The 20,581-nt window shown below is 59.4% G+C and carries 18 protein-coding genes; 2 read left to right on the forward strand and 16 right to left on the reverse strand.

Annotation, left to right across the window (positions count from 1 at the left end; all coding sequences use genetic code 11):
* Nucleotides 1–533 precede the first annotated feature (533 nt).
* Genes JTP94_RS24100 through JTP94_RS24110 form a run of 3 tightly spaced genes read right to left on the reverse strand, consistent with a single transcriptional unit; the run spans nt 534 to nt 3,192 of the window.
* Nucleotides 534–1,412, reverse strand: a complete 879-nt coding sequence (locus JTP94_RS24100) for a 50S ribosomal protein L11 methyltransferase (protein WP_204852934.1) — start codon at nt 1,410–1,412, stop codon at nt 534–536.
* A gap of 20 nt (nt 1,413–1,432) precedes the next feature.
* Entirely contained in the window at nt 1,433–2,581 is a 1,149-nt protein-coding gene (locus tag JTP94_RS24105; protein WP_204852935.1) for an NAD(P)/FAD-dependent oxidoreductase, read from the reverse strand.
* A gap of 8 nt (nt 2,582–2,589) precedes the next feature.
* The gene (locus JTP94_RS24110) at nt 2,590–3,192 is read right to left on the reverse strand and encodes an SCO family protein (RefSeq protein ID WP_204852936.1); all 603 of its coding nucleotides are present in this window, start codon (nt 3,190–3,192) and stop codon (nt 2,590–2,592) included.
* Nucleotides 3,193–3,655: 463 nt separating this feature from the next.
* Between JTP94_RS24110 and JTP94_RS24115 the strand changes: the two genes are divergently transcribed.
* Nucleotides 3,656–4,120 (forward strand): chemotaxis protein CheW, encoded by a 465-nt coding sequence (locus tag JTP94_RS24115; protein ID WP_034504287.1) that lies wholly within the window; start codon nt 3,656–3,658, stop codon nt 4,118–4,120.
* A gap of 266 nt (nt 4,121–4,386) precedes the next feature.
* Here JTP94_RS24115 and JTP94_RS24120 read toward each other — a convergent pair whose 3' ends face one another.
* From JTP94_RS24120 to JTP94_RS24130, 3 genes are all read right to left on the reverse strand, one after another.
* Complete coding sequence (locus JTP94_RS24120) at nt 4,387–4,881, reverse strand: CreA family protein (RefSeq protein WP_204852937.1); 495 nt, start codon at nt 4,879–4,881, stop codon at nt 4,387–4,389.
* A gap of 143 nt (nt 4,882–5,024) precedes the next feature.
* Nucleotides 5,025–5,468: an SRPBCC family protein gene (locus JTP94_RS24125; RefSeq protein WP_204852938.1), complete on the reverse strand. Its 444-nt coding sequence runs from the start codon at nt 5,466–5,468 to the stop codon at nt 5,025–5,027.
* Nucleotides 5,469–5,506: 38 nt separating this feature from the next.
* Nucleotides 5,507–5,830, reverse strand: a complete 324-nt coding sequence (locus JTP94_RS24130; RefSeq protein WP_204852939.1) for a helix-turn-helix transcriptional regulator — start codon at nt 5,828–5,830, stop codon at nt 5,507–5,509.
* Nucleotides 5,831–6,153: 323 nt separating this feature from the next.
* Between JTP94_RS24130 and JTP94_RS24135 the strand changes: the two genes are divergently transcribed.
* Nucleotides 6,154–6,690: a GNAT family N-acetyltransferase gene (locus JTP94_RS24135; RefSeq protein ID WP_204852940.1), complete on the forward strand. Its 537-nt coding sequence runs from the start codon at nt 6,154–6,156 to the stop codon at nt 6,688–6,690.
* 39 nt (nt 6,691–6,729) lie between these two features.
* Here the strand turns inward: JTP94_RS24135 and ligA are convergent, their stop codons facing one another.
* The 10 genes from ligA to aqpZ form a co-directional block, all read right to left on the reverse strand.
* Nucleotides 6,730–8,883, reverse strand: coding sequence for an NAD-dependent DNA ligase LigA (gene ligA, locus JTP94_RS24140; protein WP_204852941.1), 2,154 nt, complete (start codon nt 8,881–8,883; stop codon nt 6,730–6,732).
* A gap of 205 nt (nt 8,884–9,088) precedes the next feature.
* A complete protein-coding gene (locus JTP94_RS24145; RefSeq protein WP_204852942.1) occupies nt 9,089–10,351 on the reverse strand; it encodes a serine hydrolase in 1,263 nt (420 codons plus the stop codon).
* A gap of 65 nt (nt 10,352–10,416) precedes the next feature.
* Nucleotides 10,417–12,090 (reverse strand): DNA repair protein RecN, encoded by a 1,674-nt coding sequence (gene recN / locus JTP94_RS24150; protein WP_204852943.1) that lies wholly within the window; start codon nt 12,088–12,090, stop codon nt 10,417–10,419.
* A 6-nt stretch (nt 12,091–12,096) separates the two neighbouring features.
* Entirely contained in the window at nt 12,097–12,972 is an 876-nt protein-coding gene (locus tag JTP94_RS24155) for an outer membrane protein assembly factor BamD (RefSeq protein ID WP_204852944.1), read from the reverse strand.
* Between the two features lie 288 nt (nt 12,973–13,260).
* Nucleotides 13,261–14,217 carry a UDP-3-O-acyl-N-acetylglucosamine deacetylase gene (lpxC, locus tag JTP94_RS24160; protein WP_204852945.1) on the reverse strand — a complete coding sequence of 319 codons (957 nt, stop codon included), beginning with the start codon at nt 14,215–14,217 and terminating at the stop codon, nt 13,261–13,263.
* 330 nt (nt 14,218–14,547) lie between these two features.
* On the reverse strand, nt 14,548–16,278 hold the full coding sequence (gene ftsZ / locus JTP94_RS24165) for a cell division protein FtsZ (RefSeq protein ID WP_204852946.1): 1,731 nt from the start codon (nt 16,276–16,278) through the stop codon (nt 14,548–14,550).
* 103 nt (nt 16,279–16,381) lie between these two features.
* The gene (ftsA, locus tag JTP94_RS24170; RefSeq protein ID WP_034504271.1) at nt 16,382–17,713 is read right to left on the reverse strand and encodes a cell division protein FtsA; all 1,332 of its coding nucleotides are present in this window, start codon (nt 17,711–17,713) and stop codon (nt 16,382–16,384) included.
* Nucleotides 17,710–18,642, reverse strand: a complete 933-nt coding sequence (locus tag JTP94_RS24175) for a cell division protein FtsQ/DivIB (RefSeq protein ID WP_409456625.1) — start codon at nt 18,640–18,642, stop codon at nt 17,710–17,712. The genes ftsA and JTP94_RS24175 overlap by 4 nt, the downstream gene beginning before the upstream one ends.
* Nucleotides 18,630–19,556, reverse strand: coding sequence for a D-alanine--D-alanine ligase (locus JTP94_RS24180; RefSeq protein WP_204852948.1), 927 nt, complete (start codon nt 19,554–19,556; stop codon nt 18,630–18,632). The genes JTP94_RS24175 and JTP94_RS24180 overlap by 13 nt, the downstream gene beginning before the upstream one ends.
* 300 nt (nt 19,557–19,856) lie before the next feature.
* Nucleotides 19,857–20,543, reverse strand: a complete 687-nt coding sequence (gene aqpZ, locus JTP94_RS24185; protein WP_204853091.1) for an aquaporin Z — start codon at nt 20,541–20,543, stop codon at nt 19,857–19,859.
* Nucleotides 20,544–20,581 lie beyond the last annotated feature (38 nt).

Here is a 20,581-nt window from a genome sequence, read left to right on the forward strand (position 1 = left end):
CCGCCGTTAACGAATCCGCCCATTTCATGAGCATCGCTGGTCAATTATGACATCTTCACGGCATGCAATATGCATAACACGCATGGCTCCCATGAGGCGCACCCCCTGCCACGCAAGCGGGCGAGTCGCTATATCCAGCGCATCAAACGGGGTTCACAACGAACCCAACCGAAAAGGACTGAAAACAATGCCTATCTCCCGCTCTGCATATGTTAGCCCGGCGCTGGCTGGCGAGCGTCGCACCGTACGCCACTCCGTCGGCTCGCTTCGTCAGCTTGAAGTCGAAACGTCCAGGGCAATCGGCACAAGCCGTGGCGATCGCCACTAAGAGTTCATGAGCTACGCGTTCTAATTCGGTCGCGGTCCGGTACTCCTCCTCCCTCCCCGGATCATGATCAGAACGCTAGAGCCTGCTTGAGCACTCCTCCACACGCTCGCGGGCAAGATCGGTTTAGGCCGATCCAAGGCGGTGCTTCGGCACCGCCTTTTTTATTTCCTCTCGTCCGAGACAGGACTGCGGAAAAGCGACCGGCTCAAGGCCGGTCGAGATGGATGGTGACCCAGCCGTTGCGCCAGATGGTGCGCACATGGCGCAGCTTCGCACCATTATAAGCCGCCAGAACCTTCCAGCGCTGCTCGGCGAGAATGCCGGAAAGAACAACCGAGCCGCCCGGCGCCAGATGTGCCACAAGTTGCGGCGCCATCTTGATCAGCGGGCGCGCAAGAATATTGGCGATGATCAGATCGAACGGTCCATGACGCGAAAAGGCCGTGGAATGAAAGCCCGGCGCGGTCTCCAGCGCGATGCCGGACGCAATGCCGTTGCGGCGGACATTTTCGCGCGCGACGCGCACGGCGACCGGATCGATGTCGGTGGCGAGAACCGGAATATTGCGCAGCTTGCGCACCCCGATCGCCAGCACGCCGCTGCCGGTGCCGAGATCGAGGGCGTTGCGGACCTGCCGGCTGGCAAGAACCTTTTCGATGGTCTCCAGGCAGCCTGCCGTGGTGCCGTGATGGCCGGTGCCGAAGGCCTGGCCGGCATCGATCTCGATGGCGATATCGCTCGAACCAATCTTGTCACGGTCGTGGGAACCGTGCACCAGAAAGCGCCCGGCGCGGACCGGCTTCAACCCCTCCAGCGACTTGGCAATCCAGTCGATATCCGGAATCACTTCCTTTTTGACGGTAAGCTCGGGAAAGGTCGGCTTCAGCAAGGCCGCAAAGCGAGCGCGCACCTCGTCTTCATCATCCGCGTAGAGATAGATCGAGGTTTCCCAGATGTCCCTCTTCTCATCGATCTCGCTGGTAGCGATTGGCAACTCTTCGTCTTCGAACACCGGCGTCATCAGATCGAGGATCTGCTCTGCCTTTTTCTCGGTCGTCGTCACATAAAGGCGGATTTCACTCAACTCGTCGCTCTTTCTCGTTCTTACTCGGCCCAATCGATCCAAGGTGGCTTTGGCGTATCGTAACCGGCTACACTCTGAAGCAGGGCCAGCCGGGCCGGGCCGAATCGCAAGAGTAGCGGTGCCAACAGATTGCGCGCCGCAATGGCCAGCGGATTTGTCATAGTGATCAGTCGCGTCAGGCCATGGGTCTGCTTCAACACCTGCTTCACGGCGGGAATTCTCAGCGCCGAATACTCCTGTTCTCGCCCTTCCGCAATGAGCCAGGCAAGCCAGCAGGCATCTTCGATGCCAAGGTTCATGCCGCGCGCGCCGGCTGGCGAATGGATGTGGGCAGCATCACCGGCCAGAAACACATTGCCCTTCGCCATCGGCTCGACATGGCGAAAGTGAATGCGGAACTGCGAGGTCCAGGTCTTCTCGGCAACCTTGGCCGGATGAACGATACGGCTTTCGAAACCCTCGAGCGTCGAGATATAGCGTATGACATCGGCAGCGACAGGCAGGCGCCCGATCATGCCCGGATCGAAGAGCGAGATCTCGGCGACATGCGTATCGACCGGCCCGTCGTAGCGGAAATCCGCAATATAGAAATAGGCCTCCAGCGCTTCGCCGGGGAAACCGGCACCCAACGCCTTGCGCACACCAGAATGCGCACCATCGGCACCGACGAGGATATCCGGCCGAACCGTTTCCATCGCGCCGTCGGCATGCCGGAGCGTAACCTCCGGCTTCTGCAAATCGGTTACCTCGCCTGCGACAACAGCCGTTTGCCACTCCGGCGTAATGCCATGGGCCGAAAGCGCCTCGATCAGCAAGCGCTCGGTGCGGCCCTGCGCCAGAGCATGAATGGCGCTGAAGCGGCCTTTCACCTGTCGGGTATCCAGCTCGATGAGAGTTTTCCCACCAGAGCGAACGCGAAACTGTTCGATGGGTTGAGCAGCGGCGATGATGCGTTCACCGACGCCGCAGGCGGAAAGCAGCGTCAGCGTGCGTGCGTTGACACCAAGAGCGCGGCTCTCCTCGACAGGCGTCGGGTCCGTGCCGTCATCGATGATACGCGGCGCAAAGCCGCGCCGGGCAAGCTCAAGCGCGGCGGTTAGGCCGACAGGCCCCGCCCCCGCAATCAGGATGGATCTGGATTTCTTTTGGCCGCCTACCTCGTCGCCCATCTTGGCCCCTATCCCTTCTTGATCAGGTTCTCCAGTTTCTTCACCGCCACGTCGGGATCCTCCTGGTAGGCAATGGTTCCGGCAAAACTCCCGGCCGAATCCAGCAGGAAAACCGAGGCGGTATGATCCATCGTATAATCGCCGTTCGGCTGCTTCTCGTCTACCGGCACCTTCTTGGCATAGACACGGAACCCCTTGACCATGTCCATCACCTTGGAGGGATCGCCTGAAATGCCGGTAATGCGCTTGGATACGTTGGAAACATACTGGTTCATGATTTCAGGCGTATCGCGCGCGGGATCTACAGTCACGAAATAGGCATTGAGCTTGGTGCCATCGGGATCGACCTTCTGCAGCCAACCGTCCAGTTCGAACAGGGTCGTCGGGCAGACATCCGGGCAATGCGTATAGCCGAAGAACACGGCCGAGGGCTTGCTGCGAAACGCCTGATCGCTGATCGGCTGGCCGCTCTGCGAGACCAGCGTGAAAGGCACGCCATAGGGTCCCGCTACGGCCGCCTCGGGCGCCCTGCCGTTTCCAAAGCTCAGCCAGCCCAATATCCCGGCCACGATCAACACGGCCACCCAGACACCAATTCGCACGCTTTTCATGACTGCAATTCCTTGATGGGCCCCCACCGTCGAGCCCGCCTGAAAAATGGCGGAGGACGGCCTTCCAGCCGGTGTAGCGGCTCGTCGTGGAGGACGCAATTCAACAAGACGTTTTGAAGATGCCGAAATCGTCGCAGCGGGGAGCCTCGAAGTCTCAAGCGTCCTCCGGCTCTTCCTTGCCTTGCCCTTTCGGGCAGACCGAGGCGAAATCCGCCTCTGTGTTAAACCAATCCTAACCTGTCCGCGCCAACATCAACCACAAAAGTAAGACTCGACTTCGCCGGCCGCAAGGAAAGCGCGGCAGACCGATTTCTTTCAGAAGGGCATGACGCCCGCCGGATCAGCCAGGCGTTATCAGCCGAAGCCACCGGATGCTGCCGCTGCCCAAGCTGCTCCAGCCGATCCCTCTTTTTTCAATCGCTAGCGTCGCGTGCCGCCGACGCCAAACGGGAAGTCCTCAATCATGACGAACGCCATCAAACAATCGGGCGCCTACCTGGAAATCGTCTCCTTCCATCTCGGCGATCAGGAATTTTGCATCGATATCATGGCCATCCGCGAAATCCGCGGATGGGCGCCGGTAACGCCCATGCCGCATACGCCGCCTTACGTGCTCGGCCTCATCAACCTGCGCGGTGCTGTCATCCCGGTCATCGACATGGCCTGCCGTCTCGGTATGAAAATGACGGAGCCGTCCGAGCGCTCGGCGATCATCGTTACGGATATCGCCGGCAAGCTCGTTGGCCTCCTGGTCGAACAGGTCTCCGACATGATGACCATCAAGAGCGAAGATCTGCAGCCGGCGCCGGAGATCATCCCGGAAACACAGCGCGCCTTCTGCCGCGGTATCGTAGCGCTGGAGAAGAGCATGGTCTGCTTCCTCAACCTCGATACCATCATCGCCGATCAACTGGCCCAAGCAGCCTGATCTCAACACATTGCCGCAAAAGAGAATCGCCCTGGAGCCAAGGCTCCAGGGCGATCGTTTTTGTTCAACTGGCGTTGGCAGGGGTGTAGCCAGTGCGCCAGCCATGCAGGCCGTGAACAGACGGAAGCAGCGCTTCACTGTCCGTCTGCAAAATTGCATCAAAAAGGTGCAATCCGAAAGCAACTAGAAGGAATTCAACAACCAAAGAGTATGACTTTTTTTGGTAGTAACCCTCTAGCGGTTGTCAATGTGGTATTTTGATAGGGTTATTTGGGTTTCCCGTTCTTCCAGCTAACATTCTGACCGAACAGCGGTATTGTCGAAATCGCCATCTTGGCCGAGCCGTCCGTCAACTGCCGCGAATGGATGAGATAGACCAAGGTATCGTTCTTCTTGTCGTAGATTCGGGTCACGACCAGCTTCTTCCAGATAAGCGACAATCCGGCGCGAAACACCTCTTCGCCACTCTGAGACAGATTGATATCGCCGATCTCGATCGGGCCGGTCTGGCGGCAGGCGATGGAGTTGTTGGAAGGATCTTCGAACCAGTTGCCCTTGCGCAGCCGGTCTATGACGCTGCGGTCGAAATAGGTGACGTGGCAGGTGACGCCGGAGACCCCCGGATCAGGCACGGCATCGACCAGAATATCATTGCCTGTCCAATCCACCCCCACCTTGCCGACGACTTCGGCAGAGGCGGAAACGGGAGCCAAAGCCAGGAAAGAGGCAGCAATGGCGGCACAGAATTTCGGTGAACTCATCGATCATCCTCCAACATCAGCCGCAGAGCTAGCGCGGCATCGCTAAGGTAAGATTGCCGATGAGCTATGCAAGAGAAGGCCGCCAATCGCGAGGCGCCATCACCGGGGCGACGGCGCCTCGAAGCTTATGGAGCGCGCTAGCCTCACTTGCTTTCGATCGCGACCCCTCCCGTCTCGAGCAGAGACTTGAGGTTGGACAATATCTTCGGCCAGCCACCGGAGACTGCCTCGATGAACTTGGAATTCTCGAATTCAATCGTATGGGTAACGGTCAACTTCACGGCGTTGTCTGCGGGCTCCAGCTCCATCACGCAGCGCGACCAACCCTCGGCTTTCAGTTCCGGCCTGAATTCGTTGCGCCATCTGATGGCAAGACGTCGCAGCGGTTCGAACTCCGCGATTTCGCCCATATCGGCGATACGGCCATCGGGAAAAAGCATCTTCCACGGCGAGCCGACCTTCCAGTCGGTCTCATGCGTCATGTCGAACCAATACTGCCTGATGAATTCGGGCGTGGTAAGCGCCGACCAGAGTTTCTCCGGCGTAGTGCGGATGAAGGTGACGTAGACGAACTTGCTTCCAGTCATGCCATTTCTCCTTGTTTCAATAGTCGTGCTTGTTGGGGCTATTGGCCGCCGTCGCCTTCGAGCGCCTTCTTCAATGCCGAAAGCGTGCTCAACTGCCGATGCTCGAATTTGTTGATCCAGCGCTCGGCGATCTCGTTGATCGGCAGAGGATTGATGAAGTGCAGCTTCTCCCGACCCTGCTTTTCGGAGGACACCAGATTGGCTTCCTCCAGAATGGCGAGGTGCTTTGCCACCGCTTGGCGGGTCATCTGCAGGTCTTCGCAAAGCGCGCTCAAGGTCTGGCCATTGCGCCCATGGAGCCGGTCCAGCAACTGCCGCCTGCTTGTATCGGCCAAAGCTTTGAAGACTGCGTCATCATTCATATCGACATGGAACCATTTGGTTGCCTCTTGTGATCTTATAGGCAACCAAATGGTTGCCTGTCAAGCAATCTTTGAGAGAACGCGCTGTCGTGGTCAGGGATCGCAGAAATGGTGGGAGTCGATTGACAATGACGCTTTCGCATCGGATCATCCGCCTCATGATCGCAAACCGCGCCACCACGATGCATCTTATCACCATCTCTCCCCTTGCAGGGCGAGTGGAAGCTGTGTTGCGCTGAGCTGACCGCGATCCATCTCAACCCTGCCGAGGCGAGCAGGGTTGAAATGGTCCTTGCTCTCCTCCCTTACATCAAGGAGAGCCCATGAATTCCGAACAGGAAGAACCAGGCGAACGACGATCCGGCAAAATCAGGCCCGCCGAGATTCGTGCAGCGCGTCCGTCCGATGCCGAAGCGATCACATCGATCGCCAACCTCCCCGGCTTTCGCGCCGGCACCCTGCGCCTGCCCTTTCAAAGCATCGAGGAGACGCAGCAATGGCTGGATAAGCCTGCACCTGGTGCGATCAACCTCGTCGCTGTGTTTGACGGACAGATCATCGGCAATGCCGGTTTGCGCCGTCTTTCCGGCCGGCGGATTCACATCGGCCAGATCGGCATGGGCGTGCATGACGATTTTACAGGCCGCGGCGTCGGCTCCGCACTCCTCGCAGCCCTCATCGATGCCGCCGACAACTGGCTGGCGATCAAGCGCGTGGAGTTGACTGTCTATGTCGACAACGCCCCGGCGATCCGGCTCTATGAGAAGTTCGGATTCGAAACCGAGGGGCGGCTTAAAGCCTTCGCATTCCGCAATGGCGAATATGTCGACGCTTTCACCATGGCGCGGCTGAGACTCTAAGAAATCATTGGCGGCGGATTGCACTTCCGCCGCCATCCACTATCCGCCGATAAGGTCGAGCCACTCATCCTCGGTCATGACCTCGACGTCGAATTCCCGCGCCTTCTCGAGCTTCGAGCCTGCGCCCGGCCCTGCCACCACGATATCGGTCTTCTTCGAAACCGAGCCGGAAACCTTTGCTCCCAGGCTTTCGGCCTTGGCTTTCGCCTCGTCGCGGGTGAACTTTTCCAGCGATCCGGTGAAGACAACGGTCTTGCCGGCGACGGGGCTGCCTGACGTCACCGGCTGCTCGGCCTCCTGAGGCTGCACCTCCTTGAGCAAGCTTGCGATCACCTCGGTATTGCGAGGCTCCTTGTAGAATTCGACGATCGCGCGCGCCACTACTTCGCCGATGCCTTCAATATTGTTGAGGTCGGTCCACGCATCGCCCGCAAGCGGCGCGGCTTCCTTCATTGCCATCTCGAAGGCTTCATAGGTGCCATAGGAGCGCGCAAGCAGCTTCGCCGTCGTCTCGCCGACATGGCGGATGCCGAGCGCGAAGATGAAGCGATGCAGCGCAATCTGGCGCCTCTCGTTGATCGCGGCGTAAAGCTTGCCGACGCTGACCTTGCCGAAACCGTCGATATTCTCCAGCTTGGCAAGCGATGATTGCTGACGCTTTTCCAGTGTGAAGATGTCAGGCGCAGTCTTGATCTGCAGCGCCGGGTCATCGCTCGCGAAGAAGAAGTCGATCTGCTTCGAACCCAATCCTTCGATGTCGTAGGCATTACGCGAGACGAAATGCTTGAGATGCTCGGTCGCCTGCGCACGGCAGATGAAGCCGCCGGTGCAGCGGGTCACGGCATCGACCTTGCCGGTCTTCTCGTTGATATCTCGCACGGCATGGCTGCCGCAGACCGGGCATACCCTAGGGAATTCGTAAGGCACGCTTGACGCTTCGCGCTTTTCCAGAACGACGTCGACGATCTGTGGAATGACATCGCCTGCCCGCTGCACGATCACCATGTCACCGACGCGGATGTCGCGGCCATCGCGGATCGGCTCGCCCTTGTTGCCGATGCCCCTGATGTAATCGGCATTGTGCAGCGTTGCATTGGTCACGACGACGCCGCCGACAGTGATCGGCTCCAGCCGCGCGACCGGCGTCAGCGCGCCGGTACGGCCGACCTGGATATCGATATCGATCAAATGCGTGAACGCCTGCTCCGCAGGAAACTTATGCGCTGTCGCCCAGCGCGGCGAGCGCGACCGGAAACCGAGACGCGCCTGCAGCTCCAGGCTGTCGACCTTGTAGACCACGCCGTCGATATCATAGTCGAGATCGGGCCGCTGCAGACCGATCTCCTGATAGTGGCCGAGAATGTCGGTGACGGAATTCAGCCGCTCCATCAGCGGATTGACCGGGAAACCCCATGTCTTGAAGGTCTGCACCATGCCGTATTGGGTGTCTGCCGGCATGTCGGACATCTCACCCCAGGCATAGGCGAAGAATTTCAGCTTACGACTGGCCGTCACCTTCGCATCGAGCTGGCGCAGTGAACCTGCCGCGGTATTCCGCGGATTGACGTAGGTCTGCTTGCCTTCCGCCTCCATCTGGGCGTTGAGCGCCAGGAAATCGCTCTTGGCCATATAGACCTCGCCACGCACCTCGACGACCGCCGGCGCGCCCGCTGGCAGCGTCTGGGGAATTTCTTTGATGGTTCTGATATTGGCGGTGACATTCTCGCCAGTCGTGCCGTCGCCGCGTGTGGCGGCACTGACCATCCGGCCATTCTCATAGCGAATGGACATCGAAAGGCCGTCAATCTTCGGCTCGGCGGTAAAGGCGATCGAGTTGTCGGGCAAACGGCCGAGGAACCGGTAAACGCTGGCGACGAAATCCGCCACGTCCTCCTGCGAGAAGGTGTTGTCGAGCGACAGCATCGGCCTCGCATGCACGACGGGAGTGAAGGTCTCCGAGGGTGCTGCACCCACCCGCCGCGATGGGCTATCGGCGCGAACGAGCTCCGGAAACCGCGCCTCGATGGCATCGTTGCGCCGCTTCAGCGCATCATAGTCCGCATCCGAGATCTCCGGCGCATCCTTGCTGTGATAAAGCGCATCGTTGCGCGCAATCTCCGCAGCCAGATAGGCGAGCGCTGCGGCCGCTTCCTCTTCGGTCAAATCTTCGACGGGCTTCTGTTCGGTGCTCATGAATCAACACTCCCCGATTTCGGAGATGTTTTAGAGCACTTCCAGGAAAAGTGCGAAGCGGTTTTCCACTCGGGACGCCCAAATACAAAGAGAAAAATTCTGGAATTCGATGGCAAACGCGGACAACCGGGACGATGGCGTCCAAAGCAATTTGGCGCCACAAACGGTCACCAGGATCGCTTTGTCATCTGAGCCACAAGGCCGCTCAATTGCTCGCAAACTGCTTCAGTATGCTGGACCAAAGTTCGACCAGCTCAGCATTCCCTATTCCGTGCATCTTCGTGCGCACGGCGGTGTGTACAAGCACCAGATGCGTTGTGGGGTCGACGAGGATGCGCTGGCCCTCCAGACCGTCCATGAAAAATGTCCGGTTTGGACCGGGCATTAGCCAGGTTTGATAGCCGTAGCCCCAGGGATGAGCCTCTTGAGTGACTGCGAGGAATGAGCCTTGCGCAGCGGGCTCTGTAGCATCCAGCAGCCACTGACGTGGTATGATCTGCCGGCCGTTCCAAGCACCATCATGGGCGAGCAGCATGCCAAAGCGAGCATAATCGCGAAGCGTCGCGCTAAAGCAGCAGTAACCGACTTCCTGACCAGTGCTGTCGACCTGCCAATTCGCGCTCGCCTCCGCGCCCATCGGCTGCCATATCCGGGATTGGAGATATTCGGCCATCGTCATATGAGTGGCGTGGGTAAGGACCAGGCTCAGCCCCTCGGTATCCAGGTTACTGTAGTGCCAAACGGTGTTGGGAGCAGCAACCCGCTTGTTAAATCTCGTGACTGCGGCAATCGGATTGAGCTGTTCTGGGCCAAGCAATGAATTGCGGAGCCGGTCTGCATCTTGGGGAGTGCCAAAGTTCTCAGTAAAGGCAATGCCGGAAGCCATATGGAGCAGCGCACGGATCGGCGTGACGCCCATTTCCGTGCCCTTCAACTCAGGCACATAGGTCTGCACCGTATCGTCAATCGAATGAATGGCGCCCTCTGAAATCGCAATTCCAACAAGCATGCCGGTCAAAGTTTTTGCCATGGATTGGGACAGAAAGCGGTCGTGATCGGTACGGCCATATTGGTAATGTTCGAATAGAATCACATCGTTGTGCGCAATCAGCAATCCAGTGGTCGGATTAGTGTCGAGATACTCCTTCAACGAAGTGGTTTCGGTACCAAATTTGAAGTTGGTCGAAAGCTCGGACGGAGCTCGCAACAGCGTTGATGGTTGTTCGGCGGCCGCTACCGTGTGGGTCGGCGAAAGCCGATCCGCGTGCGTGTAATTGCCGACCATGTTCGGCTGGTTTTTGAACGGCAGACCGACAGGATAGCCGAGCTTCTCGCCATAATCTTCGGCATCGGGTCCGGTTTGAGAAAAGACGGGAACCGCTTTCGGTTGTTGCTGCACAGGCGCAGCTGTCGCCTGAATGGAAAGTGCCACAAAAATGACGGCGACAATGCTGCCCCAAAGACCCACGCAACAACCCTTCCAAATAGAAACGCGATGTCTAGCAAAGCCCGGTAACAGGCATTTGACGAATATCAGCCGTTGCCTGCCAGCAGCCGCTTTGCAGCCGCCCTCGCCTCTTCGGTCACCGATGCGCCTGCAAGCATGCGGGCGATTTCCTCGGTGCGATCCTTCGGCGCCATGGTGGCGACCCGTGTGGAGATCTTTTCCGAGCCATCCGCAACGGGGCCTTTGGAGATCAGGAGATGAGTTGCAGCGCGTGCCGCGACCTGCGGCGCATGGGTGACGGAAAGCACCTGCACGCGATCGGACAGGCGCTTCAGCCGCTGGCCGATGGCATCCGCCACCGCACCACCGACGCCGGTATCGATTTCGTCGAAAACAAGGGTCGGCGCGGAACCGCGATCGGCCAGCGCCACCTTCAACGCCAAAAGGAAACGCGAGAGCTCGCCGCCGGAGGCGACCTTGGTGATCGGGCCCGGCCGCGTGCCCGGGTTGGTCTGCACATGGAATTCGACAACGTCTATGCCATCAGCCGTCGCGGCTTCCGAATCGCTGGTGATTTCCACCATGAACCGCGCCCGTTCAAGCTTCAGCGCCGGCAACTCGGCCATGACGGCTTCGGCAAGTGCTTCACCTGCATGGTGGCGCTTATCAGAGAGGCTGCGGGCGGCCGCATCATATTCCGCCTTGGCAACGGCAAGCTCGCCGCCCAGACGCGACAGTCTTTCCTCCCCGGCATCGACATCAGCAAGATCGGAAATCATCCGAACGGCCAGTGCCGGAAGCTCGGTCACCGGCACCGAATATTTGCGCGAGGCTCCGCGGAGCGCAAATAGACGCTCCTCGACCCGCTCCAGTTCCCGCGGATCGTATTCCGTCTTGCGGAGTGCTGTCTCCACTTCCATCTGCGCGTTGGAAAGCTGGTCCAGCGCCGCATCGAGCAACGCCACGGTGTCTTCCAGCAGGCCCGGCGCCTCATGGCTCTTGCGCTCCAGCCGGCGCACCAGCGAGGCAATGTGCGGCACGGGAGACGCATTGCCGTTGAGGAACTCCGAAGCTTCGGCAATGTCACCGGCGATGCGTTCGGCCTTCATCATCCGCGAGCGGCGTTCGGCCAGATCGTCCTCCTCGCCATCCTGTGGCGATAGCTTCTCCAGCTCCTCGACGGAAGCGCGCAGATAGTCCGCCTCGCGCGCGGCCTTTTCCACCTGCTCCCTGTGCTTTCGCAATATCCGCTCGGTATCGCGCCAGACCTTATGGAGCCTGCCAACCGCTTGCGCTTCCTCGGCAAGGCCGGCAAAGGCGTCGAGCAGCATGCGATGCGCATTCGTGTCGACAAGCGCGCGGTCGTCGTGCTGCCCATGAATTTCGACGAGAAGCTGACCCACCTGACGCATGAGCTGAACGCTCAGCGCCTGATCATTGACGAAGGCCTTGGTGCGGCCGTCTGCAGACTGGATGCGGCGGAAGATCAGGTCGCCGTCGTCATCGATACCATTGTCGCGCAGCAGCTTGCGGGCCGCATGCTGCGTACCGACATCGAAGACCGCGGTCACCTGGCCGCGATCCTCTCCATGACGCACAAGATCGCCATCGCCGCGCCCGCCTAGGGCCAGCGACAGACTATCAAGCAGTATGGATTTGCCCGCGCCCGTTTCGCCGGTCAAAACCGAGAGCCCGGACTCGAAGGCAAGATCCAACCGCTCGATCAGGACGATATCGCGGATCGAAAGCTGGATCAGCATCTGTACTCAATCTGACGTGCCAAGAAGAAGTTTCTTGCCTGCTCTGGAAATCCAAGAACCTGTGTTTTCGCTCGGCTCGACACCGCCGCTCTTCAGCAGCTTATATGAGTCGGCATACCAGCGGCTATCCGGATAATTGTGGCCGAGAACAGCGGCTGCCGTCTGCGCCTCCGGAACGATGCCCATGGCGTAATAGGCTTCGACCAGGCGCGCCAGAGCTTCCTCGATCTGATTCGTGGTCGGATACTGCTCGATGACCACGCGGAAGCGGGCGATCGCGGCAAGATAATCCTTGCGCTCGAGATAGTAGCGCCCGATCTGCATTTCCTTGCCGGCGAGCTGGTCGCGGGCAAAGCGAATCTTCTCCTGCGCATCGCTGACATATTGCGATTTCGGATAGTTGTTGACGAGCTTGGTCATCGCCTCGATCGTCTGCTGCGCCGCACGCTGATCCTGCGTCACGTTGACAATCTGCTTGGCGTAGGACGAACCGACCAGGTACTGGACATAGTCAGCATCCTCGGAGCCGGGATATTGCTTGAGATAGCTATTGCCTGTCTGCACGGCATCGTCATAGCGACCTGTGCGGTACTTCACGAAAGTGCTCATCACCATCGCCTTGCGCGCCCATTCCGAGAATGGCTGCTGCTGGTTGATGGCATCGAACTTTTTACCGGCCTCCGTCATATTGCCTGCCTTGATGTTGGCAAGGCCCTGATTATAGAGCAATTCCGGCGGGTCGGTCTCGACACCGAGCTTGGTGATGTCGATATCCTTTTTCGTATTACAACCCGTCACCACCGCACCGGTACCGGCCAGGAGAAGCGATACGAGCAAAGCCCGTGTTGTAATCTTCATGCTTTCAGACCTTGCAAAACCCATCGGATGACTTGTCCCACTAGCCGTCGTTGCGGAAACGGCGTTCTCTCGCTGGCGTTTCTAGCCGCAAAAACACCATCAGGGCAACGCAATGATGATGCATTAACGCATTTTTGTGGCGAAGACCGCATATCAGCAGGCTTAATCACTGTTTTGACTGGGAATTCTTTCGCCGGTCTCCCTGGCTTCGATGTCCTGCACCGACCGAAGGCAAACCTCGCGAATCTCCCGCCCAAAAAAAGAGCCGCTCCTCATCGGAGCGGCGTCGTTTGCTGTCTGAACGTCTGAAGATCACGCCGACCAGGGCGCGAATTCCGGCGCGTTGACCGGAACGAAATCGCGGCTGTGAGCACGCTGACGCGGCGCCGATGTCTCGACGACATCGTAGGCGCTGGGATCGCTGAGCAATGCCTTCAGAGCATTCGCATTCATACGATGGCCGCCGCGATAGGAACGGTAATGACCGATGAACTGCGCACCTGCCATCGCCAGATCGCCAACGGCATCGAGTGCCTTGTGACGAACGAATTCGTCCTTGGCGTAACGCAGACCCTCAACGTTGATGACCGTATTGTCGTCGGAGATGACAACGGAATTTTCCAACGACGAACCCAGCGCGTGACCCGAAGCCCAGAGGCGTTCGACATCGCGCATGAAACCGAAAGTGCGAGCGCGCGACAGTTCGGTCTTGAAGGTCTCGGCGGTCAAGTCGCCTTCCCACTTCTGCCGGCCGATCAGCGGGCATTCAAAATCGATCTCGACCTCGAACCGCGTGCCGTCATACGGACGGAATTCGCACCAGGAGCCGCCAGCCTCGATACGCACCGGCTTGGTAACCCGGATGTAACGACGCTTGACGCCAAGCGAAACGATACCGACCTGCTCGATGGCCTCGATGAACGGAAAGGAACTGCCGTCCATGATCGGCATTTCAGCGCCCGTAACTTCGATGACGACATTGTCGAGACCAACAGCGTAGATAGCCGCCATGACATGCTCCACAGTCGCGACGGAGCGCGACGGCGAGAAGCCGAGAACGGTGCAGAGATCCGTATTGCCAACCTGCGAGGAAACGGCGCGCAGTTCCGTCACGTCGCCATTGTCATGCAGACGCTGGAAAACAATGCCGGTACCAGCCTCGGCTGGATAGAAAGTGATCGACACATCGGCGCCAGAATGAACGCCTATACCCGAAAGTGTCACGGGGTTTGCAATGGTGGTCTGAAAACCCAGCAATCCGATTGCCATATAAGTTCTGCCTTCGTCTATCTGATCCAGGCCGGGCGGTCATCTTCGGACGCTTACCTTATTGCCGGTTCAGTCTGTTAATCATGCTGCAGGCGCCACATACGTTCATCATTGAATGTGATTCCGCAGGCTTGCTTGGTAACTACATACGCGCCGAGGCATCGCATTCCAAATCACTGTTTCTTTCGCTTTGTTACGAAAGCAGTTGCTTGAATTTGCAGGATAATTTCAGATACGACAACGAGCCTAAAATAAGGAAAACCGGGACCTTTCGGCCCCGGTTTTCTCAAAGATGGTTAGCAACCTATTAAAAGGCCGCCCAATATTGGCTCAGTTCGACTGACGGCGCAGGAAGGCCGGAATTTCGAGCTGATCGTCTTCATGGCTCGTCATGCGTGCTGCTGGAACCTGACGGCCCTGATCGTCGAGCTGGCCGCGACGCGGTGCGTAGAGGCTCGCTTCCGGCGACGGTGCACGACGCTGCTGCGGAGCGGCGGCGGCCGGAGCCATCATATCGTCGAAAGCAGGATCTTCTTCGCGACGACCAAGCGAATTGGTGATTCGCTTCAGCAGGCCCATGGGACCGCGCTCCTCGGCAGCCTGAGCGGCGACCGGCTGGGCACGATGTTCCATTTCGGCCTTAACCACCGGCGGGAAGTCTTCCACCTTCGGCATGCGGACCTGCTCGGGAGCCTGACGGATGATCGGCTGCTGCTGCATGACCGGCGCCGGCTGCGGCTGAACCGGAGCCTGACGGACGGGCTGAGCTTCCGGCGCTGCCGCAAAGATGCGGCTCTGCGGACGGAAGTTCTCCTCAGGCGCTGAAGCCTGCGGCATGACCGGCTGCTGCTGAACATGGGGCTGACGACCCATCTGGATTTCCAGTTCGCGTTCCAGGTCGGCTTCGGCAGCGCGAATGGTCTGGGCAACCGGGTCGATGGCGCGAGGAGCGGGTGCGGCAGCCTGTGCGGTGTGGGCCTGCGCGACATGGGCAGGCTGAGCTGCGGCCGCTGCCGGGGCGGCGGCCGCGGAAGGACGGATAGCCGGCTTCGCGACCGGGCGGAATTCCATGCCCCTGTCGGCCGCTTCGTTCATCGCACGGTCAATACCCGTTGCAACGACGGAGACGCGGATGATGCCCTCGAGCGATTCGTCGAAGGTGGCGCCGAGGATGATGTTGGCGTCCGGATCGACTTCTTCGCGGATGCGGGTCGCAGCCTCATCGACTTCGAACAGGGTGAGGTCGCGACCACCGGTGATCGAGATCAGCAGGCCCTGTGCGCCCTTCATCGAGGTTTCGTCGAGCAGTGGGTTGGCGATGGCGGCTTCTGCAGCCTGCATCGCGCGGCCCTGGCCGGAAGCCTCGCCGGTACCCATCATGGCGCGGCCCATTTCGCGCATGACCGAGCGGACGTCGGCGAAGTCGAGGTTGATGAGACCTTCCTTCACCATCAGGTCGGTGATGCAGGCAACGCCCGAATAAAGAACCTGGTCGGCCATCGAGAACGCGTCGGCGAAAGTCGTCTTGTCGTTGGCGATGCGGAACAGATTCTGGTTCGGGATGACGATCAGCGTGTCGACCGACTTCTGCAGTTCCTGGATGCCCATTTCGGCGAGACGCATGCGGCGGCCGCCTTCGAAGTGGAACGGCTTGGTGACGACGCCGACGGTCAGGATGCCCTTGTTGCGGGCGGCCTGCGCGACAACAGGCGCTGCACCCGTGCCCGTGCCGCCGCCCATGCCGGCGGTGACGAAGCACATGTGCGTACCGTTGAGGTGATCGATGATCTCATCGATGCATTCCTCGGCAGCTGCGCGGCCGACTTCCGGCTGCGAACCGGCGCCGAGGCCTTCTGTGACGTTGACGCCGAGCTGGATGATCCGCTCGGCCTTCGTCATCGTCAGCGCCTGCGCGTCGGTGTTGGCGACGACGAAATCGACGCCCTGCAAGCCTGCCGTGATCATGTTGTTGACGGCATTGCCGCCGCCGCCGCCGACACCGAACACGGTGATACGCGGCTTAAGCTCGGTGATGTCTGGCTTATGCAGCTTGATAGTCATTGTACCCGTTCCTTCTCTCTATGGCCGCATCGCCACGCCGGCCAATTCACTCGATTTCACTTGCCTGACGCCTACCCCGGAAAGACTTGCCGGGATCAGGCATTCAAAAACTCTCTTTCAGCCATTGGCCGACGCGGCCGATCCGGCTGTTGTTACCCCCAAGCGACGAGAGCAAGCCGCTGCTCGGCGCATGTGTCTCCATGTCCGCAACCTGCGGATAGATCATCAGGCCCACTGCCGTCGAAAACGCCGGCCCCTTGGCCGCGGTCGGCAGGCCGGATACGCCCATGGGGCGGCCGATGCGGACATTGCGGGCAAGAACACGGCGCGCCACATCGGGCAGGCCGGTCAACTGGCTGGCACCGCCAGTCAGGACGACGCGCTTGCCGACGATCGGGCTGAAGCCCGAGCGCTGAATGCGATCGCGGATCAGTTCGAGGGTTTCCTCGATGCGGGCCTTGACGATGCGCGACACCAGAGCCTTGGGCACCTGTGTCGGCTGATCGCGCTCATCCTCGCCGATCGGCGGAATGGAAATCAGTTCGCGCTCGTCCGAGGAGTTCGCCAGCGCCGAAGCGTGCACAACCTTCAGCCGCTCGGCATCCTCGATGCGGGTCGAAAGGCCTCGGGCAAGATCGGTGGTCACATGATGACCGCCAAGGCTGACGGCATCGGTATGCACCAGCTTGCCTTCGGCAAAGACCGAGATCGTCGTCGTGCCGCCACCCATGTCGATGGCGGCGCAACCGAGCTCGACTTCGTCATCGACGAGAGCGGCAAGGCCGCTGGCATAAGGGGTCGCCACCATGCCCTCGACCGACAGATGCGCGCGATTGATGCAGAGCTCGAGATTGCGGAGCGCCGCGCGCTCCGCCGTCACGACATGCATGTCGACACCCAGCACATCGCCGAACATCGCCAGCGGATCGCGAATGCCGCGCTCGCCATCAAGGGAATAACCGGTCGCCAGCGAATGCAGGACGGCACGCTCCTGGCGGATCGACTGCTGGCAGGCTGCGGCCAACACCTTCTTGAGATCGTTGGCTTCGACCTCCTGACCGCCCAGATCGATCGTTGCGGTATAGATATCGCTGCCGAGGCGTCCGGCGGAAACATTGACGATCAGGCTATCGACGGTAAGGCCGGCCATGCGCTCGGCCGCATCGACAGAGAGCCGGACCACGCTTTCCAGCGCATCGAGATCGGCGATCACGCCGGTCTTGATGCCGCGGGAACGCTGATGGCCGATGCCGATGATCTCGATATTATGCGTGCGGTTCGGGAGAACCTGGCTCTCCTCGCGCGGCGTCAGCCGACCGATCATGCAGACGACCTTCGTCGAGCCGATGTCGAGGACCGATACGATATGCGACCGCTTCGAGGACAGCGGCTTCAACCGAGGCAGGCCAAAATGGGACGAACCGAACAAGCTCATGTATCCTGCCCTGCTTTCTTCAAAGCCTTGTTTCTAGCATCAACGGCAGCTTCACGGCGAACCGCTGCGTCCGGGGTCAATTCAATGGCGGTACGATCGCCGAGACGGAGATCAACGGCGGCGATGTCGCGCTGCAGAAGGTTCTGATCCTTGTCGAGCTTGGTCAGCCGTGCGAGCGCGCCATCGATATTGTCTTCCGGCAATTTGATGATCACGCCGTTGTCGAGATAAAGATCCCACCGGCGACCGGCGACGCGCACGAAAGCCCTCACATGGTCGCGGATATCCTGCCACTTGGCGAATTCGTCATCGATGGAAGCGGCTGCCGTTTCAGCATCGCGGCCGACGAAGAGCGGCAGCTTTGCGAACTTGTTGTCGCGCAGTGGTGCGATCACGCTACCGTCCTTCTGGATCAGCGAAAGCTCGGAGCCATGCTGCCAGATGGCATAGGCCTTGCGCTCCGTCAGCTTCACCTCGACAGTCCTAGGATAGACCTTGCGGACCTCGACGCTCTGCACCCAGGGCAGATTGGTGATCTTCTGCCGAGCCGCATCCGCATCGAGAGCGACCAGCGACGTCGTGCCATCCAAACCGAGCAATTGCAGGATCTCGATTTCCGAGGTTTCGTCGTTGCCGGAAACCTTCACGTCCTCGATGGCGAAACCGGCAGCCGACGTCGTCGCCTCGGCGACCGCCTGGCTATGCCCGCCGATCGACATGCCGTAGAGACCCGTCGCAGCCAAGAGCACAAGGGTGGAAACCGTGCCCGTATGAGCCGGAATGTTGACGCGGCCCGAGCCGAGACTGACCAGGAAGCGCACCGCCCGGCGCATCGGGCGCGGCAGCACGAACGTATCCTCGACGTCGTCGATGGCGAGCGGGACGCGATGACGGGACCGCCTCATATTTTTGACCGTCAGCGCAAACAAGACGCGTCCTCCACCATCCACCGGAGAAATTCACCAAAAGCGTAGCCGGCGTGAGCGGCCATTTCGGGCACCAATGAGGTAGGCGTCATGCCCGGCTGGGTATTGATCTCCAGCCAAACAAGTTCATCCTCTTCGGAAAAGCGATCGTCAAAACGGAAGTCAGACCGACTGACGCCACGGCAGCCGATAGCTTCATGCGCCCTTAACGATAATGTTTGTATGTTTTGGTAAAGATTTGGTGAAATTTCCGCCGGAAGCACATGTTTTGATCCACCCTGGGCGTACTTGGCGTCATAATCATAGAAACTGTGGCCAAGCGGCACGATCTCAGTGACGCCGAGAACCTTGTCGCCCATCACCCCACAGGTCAGCTCGCGACCGTGAATATAACGCTCGACCAGCACTTCATCGCCATAGCGCCACTCCGAAGACGTGATGATCTGCGGCGGATGCGCCTGATCCTCCTTGACGATGACGACACCAAAGCTCGACCCTTCGCGCACTGGCTTGACGACATAGGGCGGCTTCATCGGATGCTCGCCGGCAATGCCGAAACGATCCATGACGATCGAACTGGCAACGGGAATGCCGGCCGCCGCGGCAACCGTCTTTGCGCGGGACTTGTCCATCGCGAGAGCGGAAGCAAGCACGCCGGAATGCGTATAGGGGATCTGCAAATATTCAAGAATGCCCTGGATAGTGCCGTCCTCGCCGAACGGACCATGCAGGGCATTAAAGACCACGTCGGGCTTCAGCTCGACCAGACGGCTGGCAACGTCGCGCTCCACGTCAATTCGGGTAACCTGAAACCCTTCGGTCTCTAGGGCATCAGCACATGCCTTTCCCGAGGAAAGGCTGACGGGCCTTTCCGAGGAAAATCCGCCCAAAAGGACAGCCACATGCTTGCCACCCATCAATACCCCCAGGGTTTACAGTCTCTTCTCTGCGTCCGCTCGACCTCGCCTACAGCGATTCTCGCCCCGCTTTCCATGGTCCGATTAGAACGACATTAAGGTTAATGAAGCGTTTACTTTCGTTAACTTTCGGTCGCTCTACCGATGGCCGGTTTTCTCGAATCAAATCGACTTAAAGAATTCTGCCATTGGAATCAGAGAGTTGCTACATTTGAATGTCGACATTTAGGTTTTTTTAAACAAAGAGGCCCGCATCGAGGGGTCCGATGCGGGCCTGAAAGTCTTAAACCGAGGCTGATCTCATTCGCTGTCGTCGACCAATTTCCAGACGAGCCCCCCTAAAGCGCCACCCACGATCGGCGCCACCCAAAACAGCCAAAGCTGCTGCAACGCCCAACCGCCGACGAACAGGGCCTGACCTGTCGAACGGGCCGGATTGACCGAGGTATTGGTGATCGGGATCGAAATGAGGTGGATCAGCGTCAGCGAAAGGCCGATGGCGATCGGCGCGAAGCCGGCCGGCACCTTGCTGCTCGTCGAACCGAGAATCACGACCAGGAAGAACAAGGTCAACACGATCTCGGCCACCAAAGCCGATAGCAGGGAGTAACCACCCGGCGAATGTTCTCCGTAACCATTTGCCGCAAAGCCGCCGAGCTGGAAATCGGCCTTGCCGCTCGCGATCAGGTACAGCACGGCGGCCGCCACGACCGCACCGACAACTTGCACGACAATATAAGGAATGAGCTGCCCGCCGGGAAAGCGACCAGCAACCGTCAAACCAACCGAAACGGCTGGATTGAAATGGCCGCCGGAGATACCGCCGACCGCATAGGCCATGGTCAGCACCGTCAAACCAAACGCAAAAGCAACACCTAGAAAACCGATACCGAGGCTCGGAAATGCCGCTGCGAAGATTGCGCTGCCGCAGCCGCCGAATACGAGCCAGAACGTCCCAAGAAACTCAGCAATGAGCTTTTTCTGCATGAACCCTTCTCCTCTGCCCTCAACTGAAGCGAAAGTCA

Source organism: Martinezella lusitana (assembly GCF_016901135.1).
GTDB classification, from domain to species: Bacteria; Pseudomonadota; Alphaproteobacteria; order Rhizobiales; family Rhizobiaceae; genus Rhizobium; species Rhizobium lusitanum_D.

Excerpts from the sequence above, each read along its gene's own strand:
- aqpZ (WP_204853091.1), bottom strand. The coding sequence starts at position 20,543 with ATGCAGAAAAAGCTCATTGCTGAGTTTCTTGGGACGTTCTGGCTCGTA.
- JTP94_RS24120 (WP_204852937.1), bottom strand. The coding sequence starts at position 4,881 with ATGAGTTCACCGAAATTCTGTGCCGCCATTGCTGCCTCTTTCCTGGCT.
- recN (WP_204852943.1), bottom strand. The coding sequence starts at position 12,090 with ATGCTGATCCAGCTTTCGATCCGCGATATCGTCCTGATCGAGCGGTTG.
- JTP94_RS24135 (WP_204852940.1), top strand. The coding sequence starts at position 6,154 with ATGAATTCCGAACAGGAAGAACCAGGCGAACGACGATCCGGCAAAATC.
- JTP94_RS24155 (WP_204852944.1), bottom strand. The coding sequence starts at position 12,972 with ATGGGTTTTGCAAGGTCTGAAAGCATGAAGATTACAACACGGGCTTTG.
- ftsZ (WP_204852946.1), bottom strand. The coding sequence starts at position 16,278 with ATGACTATCAAGCTGCATAAGCCAGACATCACCGAGCTTAAGCCGCGT.
- JTP94_RS24125 (WP_204852938.1), bottom strand. The coding sequence starts at position 5,468 with ATGACTGGAAGCAAGTTCGTCTACGTCACCTTCATCCGCACTACGCCG.
- JTP94_RS24110 (WP_204852936.1), bottom strand. The coding sequence starts at position 3,192 with ATGAAAAGCGTGCGAATTGGTGTCTGGGTGGCCGTGTTGATCGTGGCC.
- ftsA (WP_034504271.1), bottom strand. The coding sequence starts at position 17,713 with ATGAGCTTGTTCGGTTCGTCCCATTTTGGCCTGCCTCGGTTGAAGCCG.
- ligA (WP_204852941.1), bottom strand. The coding sequence starts at position 8,883 with ATGAGCACCGAACAGAAGCCCGTCGAAGATTTGACCGAAGAGGAAGCG.
- JTP94_RS24105 (WP_204852935.1), bottom strand. The coding sequence starts at position 2,581 with ATGGGCGACGAGGTAGGCGGCCAAAAGAAATCCAGATCCATCCTGATT.
- JTP94_RS24115 (WP_034504287.1), top strand. The coding sequence starts at position 3,656 with ATGACGAACGCCATCAAACAATCGGGCGCCTACCTGGAAATCGTCTCC.
- JTP94_RS24180 (WP_204852948.1), bottom strand. The coding sequence starts at position 19,556 with ATGGGTGGCAAGCATGTGGCTGTCCTTTTGGGCGGATTTTCCTCGGAA.
- lpxC (WP_204852945.1), bottom strand. The coding sequence starts at position 14,217 with ATGGCAATCGGATTGCTGGGTTTTCAGACCACCATTGCAAACCCCGTG.
- JTP94_RS24130 (WP_204852939.1), bottom strand. The coding sequence starts at position 5,830 with ATGAATGATGACGCAGTCTTCAAAGCTTTGGCCGATACAAGCAGGCGG.